Below are 17266 nucleotides of genomic sequence, written 5' to 3' on the forward strand. Positions count from 1 at the left end.
ATTCCGAGATCGAAAAATCTGCTGAGCACCTGCTTAGCATGGCGGTAATGTCAGGGTCAAGGTCGGGGCCGGCGCGCCACGATACGATCCGAGTGGTCGGCACGGGATGGCACACAGTACGGAGCGGGGACATGACATCTGCCTCTTCCGGGGCCCGCAGGATCGGGGCGCCGGACGCGAAAAATCGCGGCCTGTTGCTCGATGCCGCCGAGCAGCTGATGCTCGAGGAGGGCTATGCCGCGGTGACGTCGCGACGCCTGGCGAGCAAGGCGGGGCTGAAACCTCAGCTCGTGCACTACTACTTCCGCACCATGGAGGAGTTGTTCGTCGAGGTCTTCCGCCGCCGCGCGGATGAAGGGCTGCAGGCGCAGGCTCAGCTGTTGCAATCGCCGCAGCCATTGTGGGCGCTTTGGCGGTTCGGCACCGATCCGGGGTTCACCCGGATTTCGATGGAATTCATGGCGTTGGCCAATCATCGCAAAGACATGCGGGCCGAAATCGCGTACTACGCCGAACGTTTTCGCGACGAGCAGCGCAAGGCGGTGGCCGCCGCGTTACAGCGCTACGGCGCGGAGAACGAAGACGTGCCGGCGGTGGTCTGGACGGTAATGATGACCAGCTTGTCGCGGATGCTGGTGCTGGAGCAGGCGATCGGCATGTCCGGCGGTCACGCCGAAACCGTGGAGTTGGTCGAACGTTATCTGCGCCGCCTGGAAGGCGAGCCGCGACCGATCGAAGGAATCCCGCAGACCTGGGTGGTTCACCAGTTCCGCAGCGAGCAAAGCACGCCTTTGGGGCCGTCCTTGGATACGACGACGGCGCCGTCCACCGCCAAGTCGCAGTGAAGGTTGGGCGTCCCGGGTTCGGTGCCCGTGCTCGCCACGACCATCGCGTACACATCGGGCTTTGACAGGTCCAGCTCATAGCTCCACGGCTTGCCCGGCGCGATATCGACGTCGACGTGCGGCGTGAAGGAGTACGGGTTGTGGCTGTAATCGGCGAAGACGGCCGGCTGGTGGTCCAGGTAATAGATGTCGGTGTAGATCGGATTCTGCGCGCTGACCGTGTACTTCACGTGATGCATGACCGGCTCCGGATCGGCGTTGGCGTGGCCCGCGCTCACGGGTAGACCGCTCGCACCCACCAGCACCGCCGACAGGGCCGCGGCGCCCACGCCCAACCGTCTGCCCGTCATCTCGCTCCTCCGACGGCCCGTGGCGCACTTGCGGTGCGGTTCATCACCCGCTCTGCGGCCCGCCAGTGCGCGTCGGCAACCCACAGCCGTGCAAAGGATGCTATCGCTTCGTCCGCCGAAACCCCGCTGATTACGCGCTTTATCTCGACCCCCGGGTGGCGGGCCAGCGACCTCGCGACCGACTGCCAACCCTGGTCGAACGAGGCGCGGGGCAGCACCCGGTCCACCAGGCCCACCCGCTCGGCCTCCTGTGCGGTGAGGGCGGTTCCGGTGCCGGCCAGCAGCAGCGCCCGGCTCTTCCCGACGAGAGCGGCCAGCCGCTCGGCGCCGCCCCAGGCCGGCATGATCGCGAGCTCCACCTGGTTGAAGGCGATCTTGATGTCATCGGCGGCCAGCCGGATGTCGGCCGCGACGGCGACCTCGGCGCCACCGCCGAAGGCGTGGCCGTTCAGCGCGGCGATCACCGGCGCGGGGAAACTGGCCAGCTGATCGCAGATCGCGCGCATCCGCTTGGCCATCGCCGCGGCGTCCTCCTCGGTGCGCAACGCGCGCAACTCCTTGAGGTCGCCGCCGGATACGAACGCCCGATCGCCCGCGCCCTTGATCACCAAAGTCCTGGCGCCCGCCGCCGCGTCCAGCGCCTTCTCCAGCTGCTGCATGGTGTCCAGCGCGATCGCATTGCGCGCGTGCGGGCGATCGATGGTCAGCACCGCCAACCCGTCATCGATCTCCAGGTCCACCATGCGTTATTGCTCCTTGGACGAGAACGGACGATATTGGCATTCTCCCGGTGCGAGAATAACATCGTCGCTGCAGGCCGAAGAGCTATCTGCAGCGAAGATAGGAGTGCCGGTGCCGGACCGAAGGGCGGCCGCGGTTGTCGCGGCACTCGCCGTCGCGCTGCTTGGGGCGTGCTCCTCGCGACCACCATCCCAGATCGCCAGCACGGCGTCGGTGACCATCGACGGTAACGATCGCAATTTCCACATCGTCAAGTGCGGCCAGTTGGAGTGGACCCGGACGATCGACATCGGCGGCGATTTTTCGGGCGCGAAGGTCGTCATCGACGAGAGCGCGCAACAGCCGGCGGCCACCTCCGTACACATCCGAAACCTGGGCGGGTTCAGCGGGATGTACTCCCGGGGCGGCGACGGCAACGCGGACACCAGCATGAGTGGTGGCAAGTACACCATCAGCGGCACCGCCAACGGCTACAAGACCGACAAACCCGGTGAGCCGGCCTCCGCTTCTTTCAAAATCACCGTGACGTGCTGACGACGTAGGACCCAATCGGCGGGGGCGCGTTGCGGACGGACGGCCGTAGAGAATACAATTCTCAAAAATCGCGAAGGAGGATCTCATGGGCCAGTTGTCGCACCGGGAGGACGTCCCGTTTCCGATCTTTGACGCGGACAACCATCTCTACGAGCCGCCGGAGGCGCTGACCAAATTCCTGCCCAAGGAGTACAAGGACTACGTCCAGTACGTCCAGATCAACGGGCGGACGAAGATCGCGATCCGCGGCCACATCAGCAACTACATCCCCAATCCGACCTTCGAGGTCGTCGCCCGGCCGGGCGCCTGGGAGGAGTACTTCAAATACGGCAACCCGGAGGGCAAGAGCAAGCGCGAACTGTTCGGCGAGCCTATGCGCGCGATCCCGGCGTTCTTCGAGCCCGGCCCGCGGCTGGAGAAGATGAACGAGCTGGGGCTGGACCGCACCCTGATGTTCCCGACGCTGGCCAGCCTGCTCGAGGAGCGGCTGCGCGACGACCCTGTCGCCATCCACGTCCTGATCCACGCGCTGAACGAGTGGCTCGACGAGGTCTGGGGCTTCAATTACCAGAACCGCATCTTCACGACCCCGGTCATCACCCTGCCGATCGTCGAGAAGGCGATCGAGGAGCTGGAGTGGGCCGTCAAGCGCGGTGCGCGTTGCATCCTGATCCGCCCGGCGCCGGTTCCCGGCTTCCGCGGTCCCCGGTCGTTCGCCGTGCCCGAGTTCGACCCGTTCTGGGAGCGGGTCGTCGAGCATGACTTGCTGGTCGGCATGCACTCGTCCGACAGCGGCTACTCCCGCTACACCTCGGAGTGGGACGGCGCCGAGCAGGAGATGCTTCCGTTCCAGACCAACGCGATGGGCATCCTCAACGAGTGGCGGCCGATCCAGGATGCGGTGGGGTCGTGGGTGATTCACGGCGCGCTCTACCGGCACCCCAAGCTGAAGGTCGCGATCGTCGAGGCGGGCTCGAAATGGATGACCCCGCTGTTGGACGGTCTGGCCGAGGTCTTCCGCAAGGCCCCGGAAGCCTTCCCGAGCGACCCCGTCGAGATGGTCAAGAACCGGATCCACGTGAGCCCGTTCTTCGAGGACGGTATCGACGACCTGATCAACCTCGTCGGTGTGGATCAGGTGCTGTACGGCTCGGACTGGCCGCACCCCGAGGGACTGGCGGAGCCGACGTTCTACGTCAACGCGCTGTCCCACCTGTCCACCGACGACCAGGCAAAGATCATGGGCGGCAACCTCGGTCGGCTCGTCACGGTGTGACGGTCCCTGGGCCGTGGCAGACCATCCCCGAGATGGTCTTGAGCGCGGCGGACCGCTTCGGCGACGCGGAAGCGGCCGTCGACGGTCCGCTGCGCTTCACTTTCACCGAGCTCGTCGAGCGAATTCGTTGTGCCGCGGGCGCATTCGCGGACCTCGGCGTCGGCAAGGGTGACCGGGTCGCCGTTTGGGCGCCGAATTCCGTCGAGTGGATCATCGCGGCCTTCGGCCTGCTCACCGCCGGCGGGGTGCTGGTGCCGGTCAACACCCGATTCAAGACGGAAGAGGCCGGCGACATCATCGCGCGCAGCGGCGTCAAAGCCGTCCTGGTGCAGAAGGGCTTTCTGGGCCAGGACTACACCGCGCCCGCCGGGACGCCGGTCATCGATCTGAAATCCGACTTCCTTTCCAGCGGTTCGCCGTTCGAGCGGGCGGTGAGCGGGACCGACATCTGCGACATCATCTTCACCTCGGGCACGACCGGTCGCCCCAAGGGCGCGATGATGAATCACCAACAGACGCTGCGCATGTACGAAGAATGGGCGACGCTCGCGGATCTACGCGAGGGCGACCGCTACCTGCAGATCAACCCGTACTTCCACACGTTCGGCCTGAAGGCGGGACTCATCACCTCCTTCCTGCGCGGTGCGACGATGCTGCCGGTCGCGGTCTTCGACGTCGACACGGTGGTGGATCTCATTGACCGCGAACGCATCACGATGCTGCCCGGCCCGCCGACGCTGTATCACTCGCTGCTGACGGTGCGTGATAAGGCCAGGCTGTCGACGTTGCGGGCGGGCGTGACCGGCGCCGCGGACATCCCCGTCGAACTGGTGCGCCGCATCCACGGCGAACTTCCCTTCCGGACGCTGATGACTGGATACGGGCTGACCGAGGCCGGCAACGTCACCCTGTCCCGGCCCGGCGACTCCTTCGAGGACGTGGCCACCACGGCGGGCCTGCCGTGCGACGGGGTCGAGGTGCGCATCGCCGACGACGGAGAGGTGCTGGTTCGCGGCTACGGGGTCATGCAGGGCTACCTCGACGACCCGGAGGGCACCGCCGCGGCGATCGACCCCGACGGCTGGCTGCACACCGGCGATCTCGGCCGCCTCGATGCCGCCGGCCGGCTGCGCATCGACGGCCGCAAGAAGGACATGTTCATCGTCGGCGGGTTCAACGCCTACCCGGCGGAGATCGAGGGCTACCTGCTGGAACATCCGGCGGTGGCGCAAGCCGCCGTCATCGGGGTCCCCGACGACCGCCTCGGCCAGGTCGGCAAGGCATTCGTGGTTGCGAAAAGCCAGGTCTCCGAGGAGGACCTGCTGCTATGGTGCCGAGAGCGGATGGCTGGATTCAAGGCGCCGAGATCCATCGCGTTCCTCGACGAGCTGCCGCTCAACGCCACCGGAAAAGTGATGAAGGACCAACTCCGTTGACTGACGGCGACATTCATTCGATGGTGATCGCGTCGGACTATCGCGTTCCCGATCCCAGCCGGGTATGGCCGCTGCTCGAGCGCCGCAAGGCGGCCCTGGCCGACATCGGCGCCCACCACGTGCTCGTCTACACCTCGACGCATGACTACGGCCGCGTGCTGGTGATGATCGGAGTGCACAGCCGCGAGCCGATCGTCGAACTGCTGCGCTCCCGGGTCTTCTTCGACTGGTTCGACGCGGCGGGCGTCGACGACATTCCCGCGGTCTTCGCAGGCGAGATCGTCCACCGGCTCGTCCCGGCGCCCACGGCGAGCCCCGAGGCGCCCGGCGTGGTGGTGGCCACCATCGCCTCGGTTCATGACGTCTCGGCGCTGACCGCCGAAGTCGCCTCGGCCACAGACAGATTCGTGGCGGCCGGCATCCGCAAGACCTGGATCTTCCAGGCCTTCGACGATGAGCACGAGGTGCTGATCATGTCGGAGTTGCCCGACGAAGAGAGCGCGCAGCGGTGGATCGAGCATCCGGACGCCGCGGCCGAGTGGATGTCCGGTGCCGGGGTGGGGCCCTATCCGCCGATTTTCGTCGGCCAATTCACCAACATGATGCGCATCGAGGCGGACTGAGCGGCCACCTGGATGTTCGTCTGCTTGTGTAACGGAGTCACCAGCCAAACGGTGGCCGAGGTGGTAGAGGCCGGCGCCTGCACGACCAAGGACGTCGCCCGGGCCTGCGGGGCGGGCGCAGACTGCGGGCGCTGCCGGCGGACCGTGCAGGCGATGCTGCGATCGTCCGACCCGAACGGCGCACCCAGCCGACCCTGACGCGGCGGACTCAGCGGCGAACGCTGCCGTCCGGCGACATCGGTTGGACGAGTTCGACCAGCAGCGGCGGGATTTCGAGCCGCGGCAAGACCACCTCGACGAGCACCATGCGGTCCTGGTGCTGCGCGGCGGCGGTCAGGGCGTCATCGAGCTCACCGTAGGTCTGCACCCGGAACGCCAAATGGTCGCCGACGCCCAGGGCGTTCGGGATGTCCGTCCACTTCCAATTGACAATGTCGTTGTACGGCGCCGACTCTCCGTGGATCGCGCGCTCGACGGTGTACCCGTCGTTGTTCACCACCACGATGACCGGGGACAGCCCCTCCCGCGAGAAGTTGCCGAGTTCCTGGACCGTCAGTTGCGCCGCGCCGTCGCCGATCAGCAACACCGTCCGCCGCTCCGGATGCGCCACCCCGGCCCCGAGCGCCGCGGGCAGCGTGTAACCGATTGAGCCCCAAAGCGGTTGACCGATGAAGGTCACCCCCTGGGGCAGGCGGTGGTCGGCCATACCGTAGAACGAGGTGCCCTGATCGGCCAGGACCACGTTGCCCGGCGTCAGGGCTGTGCACAGGCGGTCCCATAGCAGCTGTTGGGTCAGCGGTTGATCGCGCGGCGGAGGCGGGGGCAGGGCCGCGGCGGGCGGCGACACCACCGGCGGCGACGCGATTTTCCGCCGGGACAGGATGGTGGCCAACGCCTCCAGCGCCGCCCCCATCTCCAGCGGCGCGAAAACCTCGCCCGCCACACTGCTTTGGTACTGCCCGACGTCGATCGTCCGCGCCGGGTCGATCCGCTGGCTGAAGAAGCCGCTGACCATGTCGGTGAACACGACCCCGGCGGTCACCAGAACCGGCGCCTCCTCGATCGCGGCGCGCACCGCCGGGGCGCTGGCCGATCCGGCATAGATCCCCAGGTAGTTCGGCGAGCTCTCGTCGAGCAGGCTCTTACCCCACATCAGCGTGGCGTAGGGCACCACGTCGGCGGCCAGCAGGGCTTCGAGTTCCTTGACCACCTGTAACCGATGGACCAGCAGGTCGGCCAGCACGGTCAGTTGGTGGTCGGCGATGAGATCGGAGGCGGCCTCGACGAACAGCGCCAGCGCGCGGGGGCTGGTGCCACCGGTGTAGCGGGGCAGCGGCGCACCGGGCGGTTCGGTGGGGAAGCGCGCCACGTCCGTGGACAGCAGGATGTAGCCGGGCCGCTTCTGCTCCCGCACCTCGGACAGCACCCGGTCGATCTCGCGGCGGGCGGTCGCGGGCATGAGGTTGGCTTGGGCACAGGTGATCTCGCGGCTGACGCGCAGGAAGTGCTCGAAGTCCCCGTCGCCCAGCGAGTGGTGCAGCGCGCGCCGGGTGCCCTGGGCGTCCTTGGAGGGCCCGCCGACGATGTGTACGACGGGCACCTGCTCGGCGTAGCTGCCGGCGATGGCGTTGGCGGCCGACAGTTCACCCACCCCGAAAGTCGTTACCACTGCTGACATTCCGCGCAGGCGACCGTACCCGTCCGCGGCGTAGCCGGCGTTCAGCTCGTTGGCGTTGCCCACCCAGCGGATCGCGGGGTGGGCGACGATGTGGTCGAGGAATTCGAGGTTGTAGTCGCCGGGAACGCCGAAGATCTCGGTGACGCCGAGTTCGGCGAGGCGGTCTAGCAGGTAGTCGCCGACGGTGTAGAGGGGCTGGTTGACGGCGTCAGTCACAAGCACGACGGTACCTGCCGAATTCATTCCGGGCGGGACGCCGTTTCAGTATCGTGCGGGCCATGGCACTCAAAGAATCCCGCGACATCGTCATCGAAGCCAGTCCGAAGGAGATTCTGGACGTCATCGCCGATTTCGAGGCGATGCCCGAATGGTCCGAGCCCCACCAAAGTGCGGAGATCCTGTCGACCGGCGACGACGGGCGCCCAAGCCAAGTGAAGATGAAGGTGCGGGTCGCCGGCATCACCGACGAACAGGTGGTGGCCTACACCTGGACCGACGACACGGTGAGCTGGAAGCTGGTGAGCTCGTCCCAGCAGAAGGCGCAGGACGGGAAGTACACCCTGATCCCGCAGGGGGACGCCACGCTGGTCAAGTTCGAACTGCTCGCCGACCCGAACGTGCCCCTGCCGGGCTTCGTCCTGAAGCGCGCGGTGAAGGGGACGATCGATTCGGCGACCAAGGCGCTGCGCGAGCGGGTGCTGCAGGTGAAGAAGGGCAAGTAGCCGCGGTGGGCGGCGGCGGGCCCCTGGCCGGGGTGCGGGTGATCGAGCTCGGCGGAATCGGACCGGGACCGCACGCGGGCATGATGCTGGCCGACCTCGGCGCCGACGTGGTGCGGGTGCGGCGGCCTGGCGGCTTGGTGATGCCGCCCGAGGACCGCGATCTGCTGCACCGCGGGAAGCGGGTCGTCGACCTGGACGTCAAGACTCAACCGGGGGTCCTGCTCGAGCTGGTCGCCAAGGCCGATGTGCTACTGGATTGCTTCCGGCCCGGCACCTGCGAGCGACTCGGCATCGGTCCGGACGAATGCGCGGCGGTCAATCCGCGGTTGATCTACGCGCGGATCACCGGCTGGGGGCAGGAGGGACCGCTGGCCCGCCCGGCGGGCCACGACATCAACTACCTGTCGCAGACCGGCGCCCTGTCCGCCCTGGGTTACGCGGACCGGCCGCCGATGCCGCCGCTGAACCTGGTCGCCGACTTCGGCGGCGGTTCGATGTTGGTGCTGCTCGGCATCGCGGCCGCGTTGTACGAGCGGGAACGTTCGGGCAAGGGGCAGGTCATCGACGCGGCGATGGTGGACGGCGTCAGTCTGCTGGCCCAGATGATGTGGACCATGAAGTCGACCGGATCGCTGCGGGACCGGCGCGAATCGTTCCTGCTCGACGGAGGCGCCCCGTTCTATCGCTGTTATGAGACGGCCGACGGCGGGTACATGGCGGTCGGCGCCATCGAGCCGCAGTTCTTCGCGGCGTTGCTGAACGGGCTCGGCCTCTCGCCCGAGGAGGTGCCCGGCCAGCTCGACATCGGCTCCTACCCGCGGATGTACGACGTCTTCGCGAAACGCTTCGCCAGCCGCACCCGCGACGAGTGGACCGCCACCTTCGCCGGCACCGACGCCTGCGTCACCCCGGTGCTGACGTGGAGCGAGGCGGCGGCCGACGAGCACCTGAGGGCGCGGTCCACGGTGATCACCGCCCACGGCGTGGACCAGGCCGCGCCCGGACCGCGCTTCTCGCGCACCCCGGCGGCTCCGGTCGGGCGGCCGCCGGCGGTCACCACGCCCCTTTCCGAAATCGATTGGTAGCCAACGTCTTACACCGTATCGACCCGCCAGCGCCCAGACGTTGCTAGCTTGAGCTAAGTGGCCGTAAAAGCATCACGCGAATTCGTCGTCGACGCGCCGCCAGAAGTGGTCATGGAGGCGCTGACAGATGTCGGCGTCCTGTCGACGTGGTCACCGTTGCACAAGAACATCGAAGTGATCGACCGTTATCCCGACGGTCGGCCCCACCACGTCAAGACCACGATCAAGATTCTGGGCCTCGTCGACAGGGAGATCCTGGAATATCACTGGGGCCCCGATTGGGTTGTCTACGACGCCAAAGGGACCTCCCAGCAGCACGGCCAGCATGTCGAGTACAACCTCAAACCCGAGGGCCTCGACAAGACCCGGGTGCGCTTCGATGTGACGGTCGAACCGGGCCGGCCCATGCCCGCCTTCATCGTCCGGCGAGCCAGCGAAAGCGTCCTCGACTCGGCGGTAAAGGGATTGTGCGAATTGGTAAAGCGCGGCAACGATGCGGAGTCGGAATAGCCTTCGGGACGGCCTGAGCGGTTGCTAACTTATTAGCAGTGGCCGTCCAAGCATCGTCGGAAATCGTGATCGACGCGCCTCCGGAGGTGATCCTGGAGGCGCTGGCCGACATGGACGCCGTGCCGTCATGGTCGTCGGTGCACAAGCGGGTCGAGGTCGTGGACAAATATCCCGACGGTCGCCCGCACCATGTGAAGGTCACCATCGCCGTCACGGGCATTCACGACACGGAATTGCTCGAATACCACTGGGGCCCGGACTGGATGGTGTGGGACGCGGCCAGGACGGCTCAGCAACGCGGCCAGCACGGGGAGTACAACCTGAGCCGGGTGAGCGACGACAAGACCCGCGTCCGATTCACCATCACGGTCGAACCGTGGGCGCCGCTGCCCGAGTTCTGGGTCAACCGGGCCCGCAAGAAGATCCTGCATGCCGCGCTGGAGGGCCTGCGCAAGCGCGTGCTCGAGGGCTTCGGTCCGGCGAGCTAGGCGGACGTCACCGCAGAACTGCCAGCCGGCGGATCGCCTCGTCGAGGGTGTCCTCTCGTTTGCAGAAGGTGAAGCGCACCAAGTGATTCCACACTTGGGCCTGCGCCTGAGCGTGCGCGGCGGCCGGGTCGCAGAACGGTGAGAGCGGGATGGCGGCCACGCCCGCCTTCTCGGGCAGGGCCGCGCAGAAGGCGTTGCTGTCGTCGTAGCCCAGGGGGCGCGGGTCGGCGCACAGGAAGTAGGTGCCGGCGCTGTCGTGCACCTCGAAGCCGATGTCGGACAGCCCGGCGGCCAGCCGGTCCCGCCGGGCCGCCAACGAGTTGCGCAGCTCGGCCACCCACGCGTCCTCGGTGTCGAGCGCCAGGGCCACCGCGGGCTGGAACGGCGCGCCACCGACGTAGCTCAGATACTGCTTCGCCGCGCGCACCCCGGCGATGAGTTCCGCTGGGCCGCAAGCCCATCCGATCTTCCAGCCGGTGCAGTTGAACATCTTGGCCGCGCTGGAGATGGTGACCGTGCGCTCGGCCATCCCCGCGAATCCGGCCAGTGGCAGATGCCGGTGGGCGTCGAACACCAGGTGCTCGTAGACCTCGTCGGTGATCACCAACAGGTCGGCGGCGATTGCGACCTCCGCGATGGCCCGCAGCTCCGCCTCGCTGAGCACGGTGCCGGTCGGGTTGTGCGGCGAGTTGATGATCAAAGCGCGGGTGCGCGGCGTCACCGCGGCGCGCAGGGCGTCGGCGTCCAGGGCGAAGCCGCGCCCGTGCGGGACCAGGGGCACGGCCACCCGGTGCGCGCCGGCCATCGCCAGCACCGGCGAGTAGGAGTCGTAGAACGGCTCGACGAGCAGAACCTCCGAGCCGGGTTCGATCAGGCCGAGCACGGCGGACGCGATCGCCTCGGTGGCCCCGACCGTCACCAGCACCTCGGTGTCGGGGTCGTATTCGATGCCGAAGTGCCGCCGCCGCTGGGCGGCGATGGCGTGCCGCAGCGACGCCACCCCGATGCCGGGCGGGTACTGGTTGTTGCCCTCGGCGATGGCGTCCTGGGCGGCCTTCAACATGGCCGCGGGCCCGTCCTCGTCGGGAAAACCCTGACCGAGGTTGACCGCACCGACCCGCGCGGCCAGCGCCGACATCTCGGCGAACACCGTGGTCGCGTAGGGGCGCAGGCGCGACACCGTCATGCTGGTCGAGCTTAGGGCCGGTGCTTCCCGCGGAACGTGCGGCTGGCCGCACGTTCGGCGCCGAGCGTGCGGCTGGCCGCACGTTCGGCGTTCTGACCAGGGCCATTACTCCCAACCAACAGGTTGGTTTAGGGTGTAATCCGGATCCGAAACCCCATTCGCGAAGAGGAACTCGACATGTCCGAAGAAGCCTTCATCTACGAGGCGATCCGCACCCCCCGCGGCAAGCAGAAGAACGGCTCGTTGAACGAGGTCAAGCCGCTGAACCTGGTCGTCGGCCTGATCGAGGAGCTGCGCAGGCGCCACCCCGATCTGGACGAGAGCCTGATCAGTGACGTCATCCTGGGGTGCGTATCACCCGTGGGTGACCAGGGCGGCGACATCGCCCGCACCGCCGTGATCGCGGCCGGCATGCCCGACACCGTCGGCGGCGTGCAACTCAACCGGTTCTGCGCCTCCGGGCTGGAGGCCGTCAACACCGCCGCGCAGAAGGTCCGGTCCGGCTGGGACGATCTGGTGCTCGCCGGCGGTGTGGAGTCGATGAGCCGCGTCCCGATGGGCTCCGACGGCGGCGCAATGATGGCCGACCCGGCCACGTCCTACGACGCCTACATCGTCCCGCAGGGCATCGGCGCGGACCTGATCGCGACCATCGAGGGCTTCTCCCGCGACGACGTCGACGCCTACGCGCTGCGCTCGCAGGAGCTGGCCGCGGCGGCCTGGTCGGGCGGCTACTTCGCCAAGTCGGTGGTTCCGGTCCGCGACCAGAACGGCCTGCTGATCCTCGACCACGACGAGCACATGCGCCCCGAGACCACGATGGAGGGCCTGGCCAAGCTGAAGCCCGCGTTCGAGGGCCTCGCCGCGATGGCCGGCTTCGACGACGTGGCGCTGCAGAAGTACCACTGGGTCGAGAAGATCAACCACGTCCACACCGGCGGCAACAGCTCGGGCATCGTGGACGGCTCTGCGTTGGTACTCGTCGGTAACGAGAGGGCGGGCACGTCGCAGGGCCTGACCCCGCGCGCCCGCATCGTCGCCACGGCCACCACGGGCGCCGACCCGACGATCATGCTGACCGGCCCGACGCCGGCCACCCAGAAGGCGCTCGACCGGGCCGGCCTGACGGTCGACGACATCGACCTGTTCGAGCTGAACGAGGCGTTCGCGTCGGTCGTGCTGAAGTTCCAGAAGGACCTGAACATCCCCGACGAGAAGCTCAACGTCAACGGTGGCGCCATCGCGATGGGCCACCCGCTGGGCGCCACCGGCGCCATGATCCTGGGCACCATGGTCGACGAGCTCGAGCGCCGCGGCGCCCGGCGCGCGCTGATCACACTGTGCATCGGCGGCGGCATGGGTGTCGCCACCATCATCGAGAGGGTTTAAGACCATGGCAGAGAACACCATTCAGTGGGACAAGGATGCCGACGGCATCGTCACGCTGACCTTGGACGACCCGACCGGGTCGGCCAACGTGATGAACGAGCACTACAAGGAATCGATGCACAAGGCCGTCGAACGTCTTGTCGCGGAGAAGGATTCGGTCACCGGTGTGGTGATCACGAGCGCCAAGAAGACGTTCTTCGCCGGTGGTGACCTCAAGAGCATGATCACCGCCGGGCCCGAGAACGCCGGTGAGGTCTTCGCCGAGGTCGAGGACATCAAGCGCGACCTGCGCACCCTGGAGACCCTGGGCAAGCCGGTGGTGGCCGCCATCAACGGCGCGGCGCTCGGCGGCGGTCTGGAGATCGCGCTCGCCTGCCACCACCGCATCGTCGCCGACGTCAAGGGCGTCCAGCTGGGTCTGCCCGAGGTCACGTTGGGCCTGCTGCCCGGTGGCGGCGGCGTCACCCGGGTGACGCGGATGCTCGGCATCCAGAACGGCTTCCTCAACGTGCTGAGCCAGGGCACCCGGTTCAAGCCGGCCGCGGCCAAGGACAACGGCCTGGTCGACGAGATCGTTGGCAGCGTCGACGAATTGGTGCCCGCGGCAAAGGCGTGGATCAAGGCCAACCCCGAGTCGCACACCCAGCCGTGGGACGTCAAGGGCTACAAGATTCCCGGCGGCACGCCGTCGTCACCTGCGCTGGCGGCCATTCTGCCGTCGTTCCCGTCGCTGCTGCGCAAGCAGCTCAAGGGCGCGCCGATGCCGGCGCCGCGGGCCATCCTGGCCGCGGCCGTCGAGGGCACGCAGGTGGACTTCGACACCGCCACCCGCATCGAGAGCCGCTACTTCACCGAACTGGTCACCGGCCAGGTCGCCAAGAACATGATCCAGGCGTTCTTCTTCGACCTGCAGCACATCAACGGCGGCGGTTCGCGGCCGGACGGCATCGCGCCGGTCAAGATCAACAAGATCGGTGTGCTCGGCGCGGGCATGATGGGCGCCGGGATCGCCTATGTCTCGGCCAAGGCCGGTTACGACGTGGTGCTCAAGGACGTCAGCCTCGAGGCCGCGCAGAAGGGCAAGGGCTACTCGGAAAAGCTTGAGGCCAAAGCGCTTCAGCGCGGCAAGACCACCGAGGAGAAGAGCAAGGCGCTGCTGGACCGCATCACGCCGTCGGCCGACCCCGCCGACTTCAAGGGTGTCGACTTCGTGATCGAGGCGGTGTTCGAGAACCAGGAACTCAAGCACAAGGTGTTCGGTGAGATCGAGGACATCGTCGAACCCAACGCGCTGCTCGGGTCCAACACCTCCACGCTGCCGATCACCGGCCTGGCGACCGGCGTCAAGCGGCAGGAGGACTTCATCGGGATCCACTTCTTCTCGCCGGTCGACAAGATGCCGCTGGTCGAAATCATCAAGGGCGAGAAGACTTCCGACGAGGCGCTGGCCCGCGTGTTCGACTACACGCTGGCCATCGGCAAGACCCCGATCGTGGTCAACGACAGCCGCGGCTTCTTCACCAGCCGCGTCATCGGCACCTTCGTCAACGAGGCGCTCGCAATGCTCGGCGAGGGCGTCGAGCCGGCCAGCATCGAGCACGCCGGCTCGCAGGCCGGCTACCCGGCGCCGCCGCTGCAGCTGTCCGACGAGCTCAACCTGGAGCTGATGCACAAGATCGCCACCGCCACCCGCAAGGGTGTGGAGGACGCCGGCGGCACCTACGAGCCGCACCCGGCCGAGGCCGTCGTGGAGAAGATGATCGAGATCGGTCGCCCGTCGCGGTTGAAGGGGGCCGGCTTCTACGAGTACGTAGACGGCAAGCGCACCGGCCTCTGGCCGGGCCTGCGCGAGACGTTCAAGTCGGGCAGCGCGGAGATTCCGTTGCAGGACATGATCGATCGCATGCTGTTCGCCGAGGCGCTGGAAACCCAAAAGTGCCTCGACGAGGGCGTTTTGACGTCGACCGCCGACGCCAACATCGGCTCGATCATGGGCATCGGGTTCCCGCCGTGGACCGGTGGTAGCGCGCAGTTCATCGTCGGCTACCAAGGCGCCGGCGGGACGGGCAAGGAGGCCTTCGTGGCCCGCGCCCGCGAGCTGGCCGCCAAGTACGGCGACCGCTTCAACCCGCCGGCTTCGCTGACGTAGTGTGCTTCTCGCAAGAGCCCCCGAAGCCGTTGAGCTTCGGGGGCTTTTGCGTGCCGGCGCATCGAGACATGAACCTCTGCGGCGACGACCGGCGTGTCGCCGCAACAGGTCATGTGTCGCGGCGCGAGAGGGGTTACCCCTTGAGGGCGGCGGCGAGCCGGCGCCATTCCTCGCGCGGGAAGGCCTTCGGATCCGCCAGCAGCACTTGCACGCAGACGTGGTCGGCGCCGGCCGCGCGGTGGTCGGCGACCCTGCGCATGATCGCCTCCTCGTCCCCCCACGCGATGATCGCGTCGAAAAGCCGGTCGCTCACCCGTGCCACCTCCTCTTCGGAGAAGCCGCTACGCAGCAGGTTGTTGGCGTAGTTGGGCAGCGCCAAATACGAACGCAGCCAATCCGTTCCGAGGCGGCGCGCCTCGTCGGCGCTGTCGGTGAGGATCACCGTCTGCTCGGGCAGCAGCAGCGGGCCCTCACCCAACGTCGAACGCGCGGAGGCGGTGTGCTCCGGGGTGACCAGGTAGGGGTGCGCCCCGGCGGCGCGGGTGGCGGACAGGGTCAGCATCTTCGGCCCGAGCGCGGCGAGGACCCGTCGCCCGGTGGGGACTGGCCGCGACGCGGCGTCCAGCCCGTCCAGGAACGACGCCGTCGCCGCCAGCGGCTTGCGGTAGCGCCCGGGTTGGCCGGCGTCGATCAGCGGTGCGTGGCTGACCCCGATGCCGAGCAGGAAGCGGTCCCCGTGCTCGTCGGTGAGCGCCGCGTACGAATCGGCGACGTCGCCGGCCGAATGCATCCACAGGTTGAGGATCCCGGTGGCGATCACGGTCCGCTTGGTCGCGGCGAGCAGGTTGCCGACCGCGTCGAACACCGGGCCGCCCACGTCGGGGATCCACAGCGCAGGGAAGCCCAACTCGTCCAATTCCGCTGCGGCCTCGGCGGATTCGGACGGGTCACCGTAACGCAGTTGGCTGCTCCAGATTCCGACACCGGTCAGTTCCATGGGGCATCTCTCCTCTCGTCGTCTTCGCCGTAGTCGGGTACCGGCATCGAATCGTGCATCCGGACGCCGCTGGTGTTCAGCTTCGCCAGCGAGCGGGAGAGGGTCCCGGGCAGCAGCGACACCAGTTGGGCGCCGCGGGTCAAGGCCCACACCCCCAGTCGCGAGCCGGGAATGATGCCCTTGGCGGCGCCGCGCGCGAAGGCCCGGCTGCGGTGCACCGGTTCGCGCATCTGCAGTTCGTAGGCCGCGAACGCGCGCAGGTGGTCGCCTTCCGCCCGGGCCAGCTCCCCGGCCAGCACGTAGGCGCCGAGCACCGCGAGGCTGGTGCTGCCGCCCACCGCGGGGCCGGGGCAGTACCCCGCGTCGCCGACGAGGGTGACCCGCCGCCGCGACCACCTGTCGAGCCGCAGCTGGCTGATCGCGTCGAAGTAGAACGCGGGCGTGCGGTCGATTTCGCCCAGCCAGCCGTCCACCTGCTCGTGCATGCGCGCGAAGGCTTCACGCACGAATTCCTTCTGCCGCAACACATCCCGATGATCGTAGTCGAGCTCTCGCTCGCTGCGGAACAGGAAGACCGCCCGCGCGTCGGCCAAGTGCTCGGCGGTGTAGATGCCGGCGAGGCGGCCCACGCCGACGTGGCAGGTCATCTCGCCGGCGCTGGCCAATGCCTTCGGCGCCGATACCACCGCCAGGTAACCGCCGAGGAACCGGGTGAGGCCGGCTTCGTCGCCGAACGTCAGCTGCCGGACGTTGGAGTGCAGGCCGTCCGCGCCCACGATGACGTCGAACCGGCGGGCCGGGGCCCGCTCGAACGTCACGTCGCCCTCATGGTCGATCGCGGTGATCGAGTCGCCGAACAGGTACTCGACGTCGTCGCGGCCGGCGGCGTAGTAGATCTCGCTGAGGTCGTCACGCATGATCTCCACGTGCCGGTCCGACGTGGCGGCGTAGATCTTCGTGAGGTCGATCTCGAAGGGCCGCGCCCGGCCCTCGCGGTGCATGGTCATGCGGTTCGTTCCGGTGGCGAGCGCCTCGATCTGGGGCAGGACGCCCATGTTCGCCGAGATCTCCATCGCGGGCCGGAACAGGTCGACGGCGTGGCCGCCGGTCTTGCGCAGCGCGGGCGCCCGCTCGACGACGGTGACGTCGAAGCCGCGGCGGGTCAGCCAGTACGCCAGCACGGGGCCGGCGATGCTGGCGCCCGAGACGAGGACCCGCACGACGACCTCCCGCTTGCCTGACGATGGACCAGCCTAG

Annotated in this window: 18 protein-coding genes; 12 read left to right on the plus strand and 6 right to left on the minus strand. The window is 67.9% G+C overall.

The genetic code is table 11. The features are described 5' to 3' along the window. The first annotated feature begins 131 nt into the window (after nucleotides 1-131). The gene (locus A5730_RS19630; protein ID WP_067904022.1) at nucleotides 132-845 is read left to right on the plus strand and encodes a TetR/AcrR family transcriptional regulator; all 714 of its coding nucleotides are present in this window, start codon (nucleotides 132-134) and stop codon (nucleotides 843-845) included. Here A5730_RS19630 and A5730_RS19635 read toward each other — a convergent pair. Further along, a complete protein-coding gene (locus A5730_RS19635) occupies nucleotides 761-1195 on the minus strand; it encodes a hypothetical protein (protein ID WP_067904025.1) in 435 nt (144 codons plus the stop codon). The two genes, A5730_RS19630 and A5730_RS19635, sit on opposite strands and share 85 nt — an antisense overlap. Beyond that, nucleotides 1192-1938: an enoyl-CoA hydratase/isomerase family protein gene (locus tag A5730_RS19640; protein ID WP_055400288.1), complete on the minus strand. Its 747-nt coding sequence runs from the start codon at nucleotides 1936-1938 to the stop codon at nucleotides 1192-1194. Before A5730_RS19640 ends, A5730_RS19635 begins: the two co-directional genes overlap by 4 nt. A gap of 109 nt (nucleotides 1939-2047) precedes the next feature. Between A5730_RS19640 and A5730_RS19645 the strand changes: the two genes are divergently transcribed. The 5 genes from A5730_RS19645 to A5730_RS24485 all read left to right on the plus strand — a co-directional run bounded on the left by A5730_RS19645 (nucleotide 2048) and on the right by A5730_RS24485 (nucleotide 6003). Next, entirely contained in the window at nucleotides 2048-2470 is a 423-nt protein-coding gene (locus tag A5730_RS19645) for a lipoprotein LpqH (protein WP_231994725.1), read from the plus strand. An 85-nt stretch (nucleotides 2471-2555) separates the two neighbouring features. Further along, complete coding sequence (locus tag A5730_RS19650; RefSeq protein WP_067904028.1) at nucleotides 2556-3746, plus strand: amidohydrolase family protein; 1191 nt, start codon at nucleotides 2556-2558, stop codon at nucleotides 3744-3746. A 32-nt stretch (nucleotides 3747-3778) separates the two neighbouring features. Beyond that, on the plus strand, nucleotides 3779-5182 hold the full coding sequence (locus tag A5730_RS19655) for a FadD3 family acyl-CoA ligase (protein ID WP_067904499.1): 1404 nt from the start codon (nucleotides 3779-3781) through the stop codon (nucleotides 5180-5182). Continuing rightward, nucleotides 5179-5805, plus strand: a complete 627-nt coding sequence (locus A5730_RS19660) for a fatty-acid--CoA ligase (RefSeq protein ID WP_067904031.1) — start codon at nucleotides 5179-5181, stop codon at nucleotides 5803-5805. The genes A5730_RS19655 and A5730_RS19660 overlap by 4 nt, the downstream gene beginning before the upstream one ends. 12 nt (nucleotides 5806-5817) lie before the next feature. Then, entirely contained in the window at nucleotides 5818-6003 is a 186-nt protein-coding gene (locus A5730_RS24485) for a bacterioferritin-associated ferredoxin (protein WP_082946906.1), read from the plus strand. Nucleotides 6004-6013: 10 nt separating this feature from the next. Here A5730_RS24485 and A5730_RS19665 read toward each other — a convergent pair whose 3' ends face one another. After that, nucleotides 6014-7726 carry an alpha-keto acid decarboxylase family protein gene (locus A5730_RS19665; protein WP_067904034.1) on the minus strand — a complete coding sequence of 571 codons (1713 nt, stop codon included), beginning with the start codon at nucleotides 7724-7726 and terminating at the stop codon, nucleotides 6014-6016. A 35-nt stretch (nucleotides 7727-7761) separates the two neighbouring features. On the opposite strand from A5730_RS19665, the gene A5730_RS19670 reads away from it, so the two are divergent. From A5730_RS19670 to A5730_RS19685, 4 genes are read left to right on the plus strand one after another with little or no spacing between them, the layout of a single operon-like run. Further along, nucleotides 7762-8205, plus strand: coding sequence for an SRPBCC family protein (locus A5730_RS19670; RefSeq protein ID WP_067904037.1), 444 nt, complete (start codon nucleotides 7762-7764; stop codon nucleotides 8203-8205). Nucleotides 8206-8210: 5 nt separating this feature from the next. Beyond that, on the plus strand, nucleotides 8211-9290 hold the full coding sequence (locus A5730_RS19675; protein ID WP_067904040.1) for a CaiB/BaiF CoA-transferase family protein: 1080 nt from the start codon (nucleotides 8211-8213) through the stop codon (nucleotides 9288-9290). Between the two features lie 57 nt (nucleotides 9291-9347). Then, nucleotides 9348-9800 (plus strand): SRPBCC family protein, encoded by a 453-nt coding sequence (locus tag A5730_RS19680; RefSeq protein ID WP_082459729.1) that lies wholly within the window; start codon nucleotides 9348-9350, stop codon nucleotides 9798-9800. Between the two features lie 38 nt (nucleotides 9801-9838). Next, on the plus strand, nucleotides 9839-10288 hold the full coding sequence (locus tag A5730_RS19685) for an SRPBCC family protein (protein ID WP_082459728.1): 450 nt from the start codon (nucleotides 9839-9841) through the stop codon (nucleotides 10286-10288). 7 nt (nucleotides 10289-10295) lie between these two features. Here the strand turns inward: A5730_RS19685 and A5730_RS19690 are convergent, their stop codons facing one another. Continuing rightward, complete coding sequence (locus A5730_RS19690) at nucleotides 10296-11474, minus strand: pyridoxal phosphate-dependent aminotransferase (protein WP_067904043.1); 1179 nt, start codon at nucleotides 11472-11474, stop codon at nucleotides 10296-10298. Between the two features lie 177 nt (nucleotides 11475-11651). Between A5730_RS19690 and A5730_RS19695 the strand changes: the two genes are divergently transcribed. Continuing rightward, nucleotides 11652-12863: an acetyl-CoA C-acetyltransferase gene (locus A5730_RS19695; RefSeq protein ID WP_067904047.1), complete on the plus strand. Its 1212-nt coding sequence runs from the start codon at nucleotides 11652-11654 to the stop codon at nucleotides 12861-12863. 4 nt (nucleotides 12864-12867) lie between these two features. Beyond that, a complete protein-coding gene (locus tag A5730_RS19700; protein WP_067904050.1) occupies nucleotides 12868-15012 on the plus strand; it encodes a 3-hydroxyacyl-CoA dehydrogenase NAD-binding domain-containing protein in 2145 nt (714 codons plus the stop codon). A 133-nt stretch (nucleotides 15013-15145) separates the two neighbouring features. Here the strand turns inward: A5730_RS19700 and A5730_RS19705 are convergent, their stop codons facing one another. Continuing rightward, a complete protein-coding gene (locus A5730_RS19705; RefSeq protein WP_067904052.1) occupies nucleotides 15146-16009 on the minus strand; it encodes an LLM class F420-dependent oxidoreductase in 864 nt (287 codons plus the stop codon). Next, complete coding sequence (locus A5730_RS19710; protein WP_067904055.1) at nucleotides 16000-17229, minus strand: FAD-dependent monooxygenase; 1230 nt, start codon at nucleotides 17227-17229, stop codon at nucleotides 16000-16002. Before A5730_RS19710 ends, A5730_RS19705 begins: the two co-directional genes overlap by 10 nt. Between the last annotated feature and the right edge of the window lie 37 nt (nucleotides 17230-17266).

It is taken from the genome of Mycobacterium sp. ACS4054 (genome assembly GCF_001667275.1).
GTDB lineage: Bacteria > Actinomycetota > Actinomycetes > Mycobacteriales > Mycobacteriaceae > Mycobacterium.